This is a genomic window from Melioribacteraceae bacterium, from assembly GCA_035362835.1.
Classification (GTDB): domain Bacteria; phylum Bacteroidota; class Ignavibacteria; order Ignavibacteriales; family Melioribacteraceae; genus DSXH01.
The window spans coordinates 476,218-489,073 of the sequence record DAOSDY010000001.1 but is presented as its reverse complement, the minus strand read 5'-3'; the positions used below and the strand labels follow the sequence as shown (position 1 = coordinate 489,073).

The following is a 12,856-nucleotide window of genomic DNA, read 5'->3' as shown; positions in this document are numbered from 1 at the left end:
ACAGGAGAAAAACAAATGAAGTTTTATTCAGATTATTTAAAATATCTATTATTCATTCTGTTGATTGCTAATATGATTCCGCAACAGCAGATCAGCGCACAGACAAAATCTTCTCATGATTTCGGCAATGTATTCAACATTATGGATTACGGTGCTGTATGCGACGGCAAAACTAAAATAACTGATAATATTAAAAATGCCGTTGATGCGGCTTCAGATAAAGGAGGCGGTACAATTTATTTCCCGGCCGGAGAATATTTAACAGGCCCGATCCACTTTAAGGATAACATAACTATCTATTTGGAAGCCGGTGCAATTTTAAATTTCACGGATGATTACGACGATTATCTCCCGTTTGTTAAAACCCGCTGGGAGGAAACTGTTTGTATGAATTTTTCGCCGCAATTTTATGGATACAGAGTGAATAATGTTGCAATCCGGGGTCGTGGAACTATTAATGGTCATGGAAAAAAGTGGTGGGATGAAGTTGCAATATACCGCAATGCAGCAAAAAAAGGAGAAAATGTTGAACTCGGTAAATATCAAAAACTGACTCAGCAATTGAATGTTGAAACGAAAAAACCCGATACGGATAACTGGACCAAAATCTTCTTCCTTAGACCTCCTATGTTTCAGGTTTTCGAGGGTAATAATATTCTTATTGAAGGCGTAACAATAATGAATCCTCCTTTCTGGACCCTTAACCCTGCATTTTGCGAAAATGTAACAATAACTGGTATTACAATTAATAATCCGCCGGAATCACCTAATACCGACGGAATCAATCCTTCCTCATGCAGCTATGTCCATATCTCAAATAGTCATCTTAGTGTAGGGGATGATTGCATCACTATTAAATCAGGTCGTGACGAAGACGGACGCGATTGGGGTAAAGCCTGCCAGAATATTACTATTACAAATTGTACAATGCTTGAAGGTCACGGCGGGGTTGTCATCGGAAGCGAAATGTCGGGTGATGTAAGAAAGGTTACAATATCCAATTGTGTTTTTGACGGAACTGAAAGAGGTATAAGACTAAAGACTATGAGGGGAAGAGGCGGCATTGTAGAAGAAATTCGTGTTGATGGAATTGTTATGAAAAATATTCAGCGCGAAGCAATTCATATTAATATGGAATATAAAAAGTCGGATGCCGAACCTGTTTCGGAAAAAACCCCGAAGTTTAGAAATATTCATTTCAGCAATATTACCGCTACGGATGTAAAAGAAGCTGGTAACCTTTTAGGTATCGATGAAATGTGGATTGAAGATGTTACTTTTAACGATGTCAATATCCATGCAGAAACCGGTTTTAATGTTAACAAGGCAAGAAATATAGAATTCCATAATGTAACAGTTAATGTAAAGAAGGGTCCCGTCATCAGGGCTGATAAAGTTGAGAATCTTGAACTCGAAGGAATAAAAACTCTGAAACCTGCTAATGGTCAATCGCTGATTGATCTTAAAAACGTCAACAATGCATATATCTACAACTGCAATCCGCTTCCCGGCACAGACAAATTTCTTTCGGTTGATGGTAAAGATTCAAAATATATCGTTGTTGGAAGCAACAATTTAATTCACGTTAAAACACCGATTACAGAAGGCAAGGAATTGCAGAAAGGTTCGGTAATCAAATAAACCTGGGGAAATAAATGAAAAAATATTTATTGAAATCGTTTTTGCTTGCTCTGTTCCTATTCTTCAATGTATCAGCACAGAATGAATCAGATAAGCAGAGAATACTATTGAATGAAGATTTTCAGGAATTTCCGGTTCGAATGTTTTCGACATTCGTTAAAGCATTCGCCGAATATCATTACGTTGCCGAAGCTGCCCCGAAGTTCGGCTGGGTCGTTTCTGCTCAAGGCGAATCCGTTGGCGAACAGCGAGCATGGTGGATTTATCAGGAAGACGGGAAAAAAATGATGGTTCAGACTCATCTGAACGAAGACAACTGGACTCATCCAGTTGTAATTACCGGCGATTCACTTTGGACTGATTACACTGTAAAGGTTTCATTCAAGCCCGAGTCGGATCAAAAACAGAGCGGCATTTTATTCCGCTACCAGAATGACAGATGTTATTATTTCTTCGGTACCGAAAAGAATAAGGCAATCCTTAAAATGGTAAATCATGCTACGGCATTTCACAAACCTTTGGAAAAAATACTGGCTCAAACGGAATATATTCTACCCGGAGATAGATTTGTTTCACTTGAAGTAAGTGTTCTGGGAAATCAGATTTCAGCTTCAATTGACGGAGTAAAACTTCTTCAGGCTTCCGACGCGACTTATGCCGCGGGAAAAATAGGATTGATGTCCGACCTCCCCGCAAAATACAGCACTGTACTTGTAACAACATCTCAAAAAACTTTTAATGATATTACTGCGAAGCAGCAGCTGCGTAAAAATGAAGAATTGGCTTTGCAGAAAAATAATCCGCAAATGAAACTATGGAAAAAAATTAAAACACCGGGATTCGGAGCCGGAAGAAATCTCCGTTTCGGCGACCTCGACAATGACGGAGAGACTGATGTTGTTATCGGACAAATAATAAGCTACGGACCGAAAGGCGATAACAATGAACTTTCCTGTCTCACCGCAATGACATTCGATGGGAAAAAATTATGGCAGATAGGTAAACCTGATTTGTTCAAATATTTTCAAACCACAGATGTTCCTTTTCAGATTAATGATATCGACAATGATGGTAAAAATGAAATAGTCTATTGCAAAGACAGGAAACTAATTGTTGTGGAAGGGGCTACCGGCAAAACAAAATATTCTATCGATACTCCAATCGCAGAAAACAAAGACGGGCAAATCGAAAATATACTCGGGGATTGTATCTTCTTCTGTGATGTAAGCGGAAAGGGATACGCAAGTGATCTTTTGCTAAAAGACAGATATAATCATTTCTGGGTTTATAACAACAAACTTGAACTCCTCTGGAAAGCTGAAGCGAATACCGGCCATTTCCCGTATGCAGTTGATCTTGATAATGACGGTAAAGATGAACTGGCGATCGGTTATTCGCTTTTCGACGATGATGGAACGGAATTGTGGACGATTAAAGGTCTTCAACAGCACGCGGACGGTATTGCAGTTTTGAATTTCAATCCTGACAAACAGATGGAGCCCCAGATAATGTATGCCTCCAGCGACGAGGGCTATTTCAGGACGAATCTTAAAGGCGATATTATTCTGCGTCATTTTATTGGACATGTTCAGAATCCATCAGTTGCAAATTTCAGAGATGACCTTCCCGGTCTGGAAACCGTTTCAATAAATTTTCACGGTAATCAGGGAATCATTACTTATTTCGACAGCGAAGGCAGTATTTACAAACAATTCGAACCGGTACAGCACGGAAGTATGATGCTTCCTCTCAACTGGACTGGCAAGGGGGAAGAATATTTCGTTCTATCGCCGGATGTAGAGGATGGCGGAGCTTACGACGGATGGGGAAGAAAAGTTCTTGCATTCCCGGGCGATGGTCACCCTTATCTGTGTAACGCCGTATTAGATATCTGCGGAGATGTAAGGGATGAAATTGTAGTCTGGGATCCGTACGAGATTTGGGTCTACACTCAAAGCGATAATCCGAAACCGGGTAAACTCTATAAACCGGTGAAAAATCCTTACTACAATAATTCAAATTATCAGGCAACTGTTTCTCTGCCCGGATGGACTAAATGATAGAGAGAATTCTTATGAAATCTGTCAATAGAAAATTATTCTATGCAGTGATTATTCTGATTCTGCTCTTTGCTCAATTGAATTCAGATATGGCACAATCGCGGATTACGGCATTTCCCGGCGCTGAAGGTTTCGGAAGGTTTTCTACAGGCGGACGCGGCGGAGATGTTTATCATGTTACAAATCTTAACGATGATGGGGAAGGCTCTCTTCGATACGGCATTGAAAAAATGAAAGGACCGAGGACTATTGTCTTTAATCTTTCCGGTAATATCATATTGAAGAAATCACTTACTGTTTCTAAACCGAATCTGACTATCGCGGGACAGACTGCTCCCGGCGAGGGTATAACTCTTTGCAATTATTCTTTTCTGGTGAGCGCCGATAATATAATTGTCCGTTACATTCGATCAAGACTTGGTGATAAAAGCGATGGCGACTCGGATGCAATTTCGATTAACAGAGGATCGAACATTATTTTCGATCACGTATCTGCAAGCTGGTCGATTGACGAAACTTTCTCTTGTCAGAGCGGTAAAGCCGATTCGATAACTGTTCAGTGGTGTATGATTACCGAAAGTCTGAGAAATTCTCATCATCATAAAGGCGCACATGGATACGGTGGAATTATTGGCAGCATTCAGCAATCCTTTCACCACAATCTGTATGCTCATCACAGTTCCCGAAGCCCGAAAGTGACAGGACGAAGACACTGCGAAGTAGATTTCAGAAACAACGTAATCTATAACTGGGGTTACAATAACTGCTACGACGGAACCTCCTCCTACATGAACTGGACAAAAAATTATTACAAACCGGGACCCGGCACCAAAGAGTCTGTAAGGCACAGAATATTTCAGTTAAGCGACGCCCAGATTGCCGGCGGTCCCGGAAATGAGGGTAACAGTCCGGGAGATTCTTATAAGTACGAAACTTCGTTGTACGCAGAAGAAAATTATATTGACGGCTATCCGGATGTAACCGCAGATAATTGGAACGGTGGAATTGATTTTACGAATGGCGCAAACGAAGAGAGAAATAGGGCACATAAACCATTTGATTTCCCTCCAATTACAGAACTGTCTGCAATTGAAGTTTATCCGCTTGTAGTTGCTAATGCAGGCGCATCTCTTGTAAGAGACATCCTCGATGCAAGAATTGCTGACGAAGTCCTAACCGGAACTGTTCATTTCGGAAACGGCGGTATAATAGATTCTCAGAATGACGTAGGCGGCTGGCCAGCGCTTAAAACTCTGCCGGCTCCAAAAGATTCTGACCGCGACGGAATGCCCGATGAATGGGAAATCAAAAATGGACTCAATCCGGATAATCCGGATGACAGAAATGGTGATATGAATAAAGACGGCTATACTAATCTTGAAGATTACCTCAATAATATTGTGATAACTGAAAAAAAATGAAATTGGCTTTATATTCTGCACTGCGGACTTATTATAAATCATCAAGGAATTTGAACAGGAGCTCGGGCAAAATATCGTCCGGATTGAAATCCATTCTTTTACTGGCTCTGTTTACTACTTCTTCAGCTGCAATTGCTCAGACTTTAGTCGGACAAAATAAGGATGCTTATAAACCATCCGGTTACATACCTCTTGATAAAGAAAAAACCTGGCAGAAGGATTTAAACGGAGAATGGAAATTCATGCTGAATGGTCCGGAAAATGAATTTTTCAATACGCAATTTGATGTATCAGATTGGTCTGATATTAAAGTTCCGGCCAACTGGGAGCTGCAGGGATTTGAAGAACCTATTTATAAAGAACCACGCGAAGGTGTCGGATTGTACCGTCGCGAATTCACTATTCCGGACGAATGGAATAACAGAAAAATATTTATACGTTTTGAAGGAGTTCTTTACGGATTTGAGTTCTGGATAAACGGTAGTATTGCAGGAAGGTTTGAAAGTCCGTTTAACAGAAGTGAATTTGATATTACAGATTTGATTAAACGGACAGACCGCAACGTTCTCGCTGTGAAGGTTTACAGACGGTATAAAGGCTGGCAGTTCGATACTCATGATGCATGGGCTCTCTCAGGAATCTACCGCGATGTTCTTCTTTTCTCGGTTGGAGAAAAATATCTTAAGGATCTTACAATTATCACGAATGTGAATTCTGATCTTTCTGCTGCCGAAATTAATTGTAAAGTAAAAATTGATTGTCCGGAATCAGTTTCGGCAAATCTGAAAATAGCCGGAAGTCTTTCTGATCCCTTAGGCAGATTAATAAAAAAATTCGAATCCCCAATTGAAAGCGGGAAAAACTCTCAATCAGGTGCTTCTATTTCGCTGAATGTCCAAAATCCTCTTTTATGGAATGCCGAGACTCCGAATCTCTATTCACTGAAACTGAGTCTGGTCGAAGGCGGCGATACATTACACACAGTCATTCGTAAAACGGGCATCAGGCAGCTGAGTATTGACGGCGATGTGCTGAAACTGAATAATGCTTCAATAAAATTAAGAGGCGTGAATCATCACGATATTCATCCTGATGCTGGCCGCGCTTTGCGCTATGAACAATACCGTGAAGATATTGAATTGATGAAACAGGCAAATATCAATGCTGTCCGCACATCCCACTATCCGCCCCATCCTGTCTTTCTTGATCTTTGCGATGAATACGGAATATATGTTATATGCGAAGTTCCGTTCGGTTTCGGCGATAAGAATCTATATGATCCATCCTATGCCGATATTTTATTGTGTAGAGCGGAGGCAACAGTTGCCAGAGATAAAAATCATCCATCGGTTCTCATTTGGAGCGTTGGAAATGAAAATCCGATTACTCCTATAGTAGTTCAGACCGCGGACCGCGTTAAACAACTCGATCCGTCAAGATACAGACTTCTGCCGGGAGCTCAGATAAACGAAAAAAAATCTCCGATGAAAGGAGAAAACCTGACTGAGTTTGCCGAGAAAACAAAATTTATTCTTCACCTTCCTGAAAGCGTTGAAATTCTTGCACCTCATTATCCATACGTAAGAGAAGTTCCCGGTAGAGATCGCGTCGTAAATCTGATTGATCTTGCAACCGACAAGAGTATTACCAGGCCGGTAATCTGCACTGAATATAATCATTCGCTCGGCTCTGCATTTGAAGGTCTTGCGGAAAGATGGAACGTGATTGAGAAATACGAAAGGCTTGCCGGAGCCTTCATCTGGCTGTGGGCAGATCAGGGACTTAAAAGAAAAATCGGCGGGAGAAAAATTCTGACAGATCCGTTGGACAGACTGAACGCAAATGAAAACGGTTCCGATATATGTGCTGACGTATGGCTCGACAGTGTTACGGTACTTGACAGTCACGGCGGTTTTGGAACAGATGGTATCGTTTTTGCCGACCGTTTCCCGCAGGTTGATTACTGGATTACGAGGAAAGTTTATTCACCCGTCGTTATGCCGGAGAATAAATTTACAGTTCATTCGGGAAAACAGAGTGTCGATCTTGAAGTTATTAACCGCTACGATTTCACCAATCTTAATAGACTCGACTGCGCTTGGGACTTACTCAGTAACGGAAATATAATTCAATCCGGCAATCTTATAATCTCTGCACCACCGCACGGAAAAGGTAAAATCATCTTTGATATCAATCTCAATGACGAATTAATTAATTCCGAAAATATAATCAGAATCACTTTCACGGATTTCAACGGACGCAATATTTACGAACGATCAGTAAGACTTATTCCGGAATCAGGTGAAACAGACTTCAGAAAAATTGTAACAGCAGGAATGACACCGGTAAAGCTGAAATCTCTTTATGATGGAAATATAATATCAGAATATCAGTTAGGGAATTTCGTACTGAAGGTTCATGGTGCAAAAGGAAGGATTGAGTTGCTTAAAAAAGGTTCAGAAAAAACTCTGCTCGAAGGTCCGTTTGTTCGAGTAAGCCGCACTCCCGAAATGTCCGAGCTAAGGAATTATCCCCGCTACAATATTAAATTCTGGGAAACGGCATTGCTTTCTGACGCTATAGTAAAGGAATGTAAACTGTCAGAGGAATCTGAAGGTAGTGTTGTTATCAGTATGAAATTGGATTTTAAAAGCCTGGATAAAGACAGGAATAATCAATCTATTCTTGTCGATATGATTCTCGTGGTTTCCCCAAGTGGATTTATAGATCTGGATTATACACTATCTCCACTAAATGCCAATAGCAATTTCCTAAATCTCGGTCTCGCATTTAGGTTAATGAAAAAAATGAATGAAATGACATGGATTGGAGACGGCCCTTATAATTCCTATCCCGGTCAGACAGACGCTGCCGAATACGGAATCTGGAATATTAAACCAAAATCTATTACGGATCCGCGAAGTAGATATTACGATGGTAACAGAACAAATGTCGGACTTGCATACATAACAGGTGATGCTGGTAGTGAAATCTGTTTTCTGAATAACGGTCACACTGCATCTCTCGAAGCAGGCAGCGGCGGACAAATTTTTTCGCAAATACTTCTTTCGGCGGGTAAGGGAAATAAAACCGGGGGCATGCTAACTCTTCTTCTCGTTGAAGCTGATAAAATTCAAAAAGTAAAAGGCAGACTTACAATTATTCCTGTTGAAGCGGACAAGCGTCCGGAGTTTATAGAAAAACTAAATGTGTTCGATTGGAAATAATTTAATTGCATAAAATTTTTAAAGGCATTCAATAATGAAAATTTTTCAATCATGTTTCTTCCTTCTTTTTTCGGCATCATTCCTGTTTTATTCCGGAAATATTTCGGGGCAACAGATTGCATTCCCCGGTGCGGAAGGTTTCGGCGCTTACACTAAAGGAGGCAGAGGCGGAGACGTTTATCACGTTACAAATCTTAATGACGACGGAGCCGGATCTCTTAGATACGGTATAAACTCCGCGAATGGACCCAGAACAATAGTGTTTGATATCTCAGGCACAATTAAATTGAAATCGCAGCTATCTGTGAACAAACCGTATCTAACAATCGCGGGTCAGACTGCACCGGGCGATGGAATTTGTTTGAGGGATTACAACTTCTCAATCGATGCAGATAATATTATAGTCCGCTATATCCGTTCCAGACTCGGTGACCAGGCCGGTCAGGTAGCCGATGCTATATCAATTAACAAAGGGAAAAATATAATCATCGATCATTGTTCCGCAAGCTGGTCTGTCGATGAAGTCCTTTCCTGTTCCACCGGAGAAAAAGATAAAATTGACAGTGTTACAGTTCAGTGGTGTTTAATTGCAGAAGCACTGAATAAAAGCATTCATCATAAAGGATCTCACGGCTACGGATCACTCATACGCGGATGCTATGGTGCGAGTTATTCCTATCTTCATAATCTTTATGCGCATAACAAAAACCGGAATCCCCGACCCGGAAATTATGATGAAAATACATATGAGAAAGATTCTCTCGGACTTCTATTTGATTTCAGAAATAATGTGATGTACAACTGGGGCGGCGACCGTCCGAGTTATGATTCAGACTCTAAAAGCGTTTGCAGATATAATTACGTCAATAATTACGGAAAATCCGGAATGGATTCAGATCCCGGAGGCTTTGCATACAGTCCCGGCAGCAAACATTTTCGTGCGTACTACAGCGGAAATTATTTTTATAGCCGCATTCCCAAAGATCAGTGGAGCCTTATTGATTGGAAAAACTGGTCGCAAAAAGACCGTGATGCTTATAAAGTAGGCAAACCTTTCTCCACAGGACCTGTAGAAACCTTGACGGCGCTGCAGGCATATGACTCGGTGATCAAATATGTCGGAGCCTCTCTCCACCGTGATGCAGCGGATGAAAGAATCATCAGTGATGTAAAAAACGGAACGGGTCGAATTATAAATTCACAAAGTCAGGTTGGCGGCTGGCCGGTACTAAAATCATTACCGGCGCTAAAAGATACCGATGCGGATGGAATGCCGGATGGATGGGAAATCAAAAACGGACTCGACCCGAAAAATCCGGATGACAGGAACGGGGATTTTAATAAAGACGGTTATACAAACCTGGAAAAGTATTTGAACAGTCTTCTAAGTATGAAATAAAATGAAGCTATACAATTTGTATAAAACATTTATGGAATATTATGATAGTTAGATTCGATGTTTTCAAAATTTTTGTTTTGCTATTCCTCGGAATATTTTATTTGTCCTTAAGTGTATCTGCTCAAGATGTAGTAAAGGAATATCCGGTTAAGTATAATGCAGATAAAAGTTCCGTATTCAAAGTTTCTGTCAATGGCAGAGAAATATTCACTGAAGATTACAAAGATGTTCACTACGTTAATTTTGGATTTGCCGGAAAAGCTGAAATAACTGTCACCGTTTCGGAAAAAGTAAATAAAGCCGAGATAAGTCCAAGACGATTTGAAATAAGACCGGAAGTTAAAGGGGATCAAATTTCTTTCACAATTGAAAAACCTTCGAAACTTGTGGCCTATATAAATAATCTCGAAAGACTTTTTATTTTCGCCGATGGTATTGAAAATGAATCGCCCGAACCAGGTGATGAAAATATTGTTAGCATCGAAAAGTATTCGGTTGACAATACCGGCAAAACGTTAAGCACCTCTTCAATCCAGAAAGCGATAGATGAATGCGCCACCTTTAATAAAATTTTATTCTTCCCTGCAGGCGTTTATCTAATTGGAACTTTGAATCTCAGGACCAATTCGAATATTTATCTCGAGTATGGCGCGGTTTTACTCGGTTCCCCTGATAGAAAAGACTACCCGCAGGATGCGGGATTTAATGAGGCCGACCAGGTAAATGATCCCGATAATTATACTAATAAGGGATGGAAAATGACTTACAGCAGGTTGATCCTGATTGGAGAAGCTGAAAATGTAAAATTGTGGGGAAGAGGAATTATAGATGGTCAGGGGGCTAAACTCCGTCCGCAGGGAAAACCGGCAAATCTTATCAGGGTAAGAAATTCTAAAAACATACTGGTCAAAGGACTGCTTCTCAGAGATCCCGCGGCCTGGAATACACACATTCTCGCATCAGACGGTGTAACCTTCCAGGATATCAAAATGATCAACGACCGAAATGTATTTAATACCGACGGAATCGATCCCGACGGATCGCGTAATGTTACAGTAGACAATTGCTTCATGTACTGCAGCGATGACAATATTGCGATTAAGACCTCAGGTAATACAGAACTGCTTCAACCGGCAGAAAATATCCTGGTTAAGAACTGCGTATTTATTACGAAGAAATCCGCTATGAAACTTGGCACGGAGACAAGAGCGGATATCAGGAACGTGACATTTGATAACAATTCTATTCTGGAATGTGACCGCGGCATGTCCCTCTATTCAAGAGACGGTTCCGTTTTTGAAAATATCCATTTTACGAATAATCATTTTGAAAGACTATTTGAGGATAACCAGCAGAGAATCCTGCAGTTCGAACTGGGCGATAGAGCGGTTGATGATGCGCCGGGATACGTAAGGCGCGCCGGACAAATTAAAAATGTACTTATCGAAAACTGCGTATACGATTATAAGGGAAACAAAGAATCCAACATTGACGGGTTTGATGAGAATCATAAAATATCCGGAGTGCAATTCAAAAACCTGATTATACAAGGAACTCTGTGCAAAGATTTGAAGGATGCCTGGATAAAGATAAATAAATTCACTGAAGATGTTACATTCGAAGTGACAGAACAGAAAAATAATTGAAAAACTTTATATGAAAAATTATTTACGGACAAGTTTTTACTTCTTCTCGATAATAGTAAATTTTCTTTTCGCAGTTGGTCAAAATTCTTTTGCCCAGGAGAATGATCGGTTACTGAAAAAAGCCGAAGAGAGTTTAAAGAAAGGAATTGAATATTTTCACTCAATTAATATCCAGGGTGGATATGTCTATTTCTACACCACAGATTTAAAAGAAAAATGGGGTGAGGGATCAACCGACGATTCGACGATTGAAGTGCAGCCTCCCGGCACACCGGCTGTCGGCCTTTCCTTTCTAAAAGCTTACAAAGTAACAGGTGATAAGTCATTTCTGCGCTTTGCTCATGAAGCCGGTAGGGCTTTGTTCAGGGGACAGAATGAATACGGGGGTTGGGATCATAAAATTTATTTCGACGGAAAAAATAAAAAACCGGTCGTAAGTCTTGATGATGACCAGACCCAAAGTGCAATCCGTTTTCTTATGGCGCTCGATCAGGAAATAAAAAATGATACTCTGCGTAACTCAGTAAATAAGGCCCTGAACATGATGCTCGCCGCTCAGATGCCGCAAGGCGGCTGGCCGCACAAATATCCGAAACAGGGTAATTATCACGATTACGCAACTTTCAACGATGCGGGAATTAACAGATGTATTGATGTAATGCTGGATGCTTACAGAATTTATAAGGACGATAGATTTTATAATAGCTTAGTTAAAGTTGGGAATTATATCCTCATTTCACAGTTGCCTCCTCCTCAGCCCGGGTGGGCTCAGCAGTACAATGAATTTCTTCAGCCGGTATGGGCACGACCTTTTGAACCGCCCAGTGTTTGTCCGCCTGTAACTTTGAATAATATCAATTCGCTTATGGATCTATTCATTGTCACGGGAAATGATACACTGCTGTTCCCGGTTACGGATGCACTCCAATGGGTGAAAGATGTAAAAATGCCGAACGGTAAATGGCCCCGTTTTGCCGAACTAAACACAAACAAACCACTGTTCTACGACCGTGGAAGAATAAGAAGAGAAAGTTTTGAAGAATTGAGTCCCGAAAGGAATACCGGTTATGGTTACCAGAGAGATCTTTCGGAATTAATCAATACCACCGAAATGCGATACGAACAAATGAAGACCGGCAGACTGGGAAAATTCCAAAAACCATCTAAAGAAGAATTCTCTATTGAAAAATTGTTGCAGAAGAAATTAGAGATTGAAAAAAAAGTTAAGAAAATTATTCAAGCGCAGGACGAAATGGGGAGATGGGTATCGAAGAATGATAAATTCAAAGCGGAAATACCCAATAAAGCCTGGAACGGTCAGTATATTGTTAAGGACAGGATAAGCAGTGAGGTGTTTAATAACAATGTTCTTGTTTTATGTGAGTATATAAATATTATGAATGAGTTGAAATCAGAGAGGAAATCAAAAAATTAATGATTGGATCAATGGAAATTGATTACG

7 protein-coding genes are annotated in these 12,856 nt (G+C 40.5%); all 7 read left to right on the top strand.

Annotated features, from left to right (window positions below; genetic code table 11):
• Positions 1-15 precede the first annotated feature (15 nt).
• Genes PLZ15_02125 through PLZ15_02095 form a run of 7 tightly spaced genes read left to right on the top strand, consistent with a single transcriptional unit; the run spans position 16 to position 12,829 of the window.
• Positions 16-1,641 carry a glycoside hydrolase family 28 protein gene (locus tag PLZ15_02125; GenBank protein ID HOI28530.1) on the top strand — a complete coding sequence of 542 codons (1,626 nt, stop codon included), beginning with the start codon at positions 16-18 and terminating at the stop codon, positions 1,639-1,641.
• A 14-nt stretch (positions 1,642-1,655) separates the two neighbouring features.
• The gene (locus PLZ15_02120; GenBank protein ID HOI28529.1) at positions 1,656-3,701 is read left to right on the top strand and encodes a hypothetical protein; all 2,046 of its coding nucleotides are present in this window, start codon (positions 1,656-1,658) and stop codon (positions 3,699-3,701) included.
• Positions 3,698-5,122, top strand: coding sequence for a hypothetical protein (locus PLZ15_02115; GenBank protein ID HOI28528.1), 1,425 nt, complete (start codon positions 3,698-3,700; stop codon positions 5,120-5,122). The genes PLZ15_02120 and PLZ15_02115 overlap by 4 nt, the downstream gene beginning before the upstream one ends.
• Positions 5,119-8,349 carry a glycoside hydrolase family 2 TIM barrel-domain containing protein gene (locus PLZ15_02110; GenBank protein HOI28527.1) on the top strand — a complete coding sequence of 1,077 codons (3,231 nt, stop codon included), beginning with the start codon at positions 5,119-5,121 and terminating at the stop codon, positions 8,347-8,349. Before PLZ15_02115 ends, PLZ15_02110 begins: the two co-directional genes overlap by 4 nt.
• 34 nt (positions 8,350-8,383) lie before the next feature.
• Positions 8,384-9,748: a hypothetical protein gene (locus PLZ15_02105; GenBank protein HOI28526.1), complete on the top strand. Its 1,365-nt coding sequence runs from the start codon at positions 8,384-8,386 to the stop codon at positions 9,746-9,748.
• Between the two features lie 41 nt (positions 9,749-9,789).
• Positions 9,790-11,394: a glycosyl hydrolase family 28 protein gene (locus PLZ15_02100; GenBank protein HOI28525.1), complete on the top strand. Its 1,605-nt coding sequence runs from the start codon at positions 9,790-9,792 to the stop codon at positions 11,392-11,394.
• A gap of 10 nt (positions 11,395-11,404) precedes the next feature.
• Positions 11,405-12,829, top strand: a complete 1,425-nt coding sequence (locus PLZ15_02095; protein ID HOI28524.1) for a pectate lyase — start codon at positions 11,405-11,407, stop codon at positions 12,827-12,829.
• The last annotated feature ends 27 nt before the right edge of the window (positions 12,830-12,856 follow it).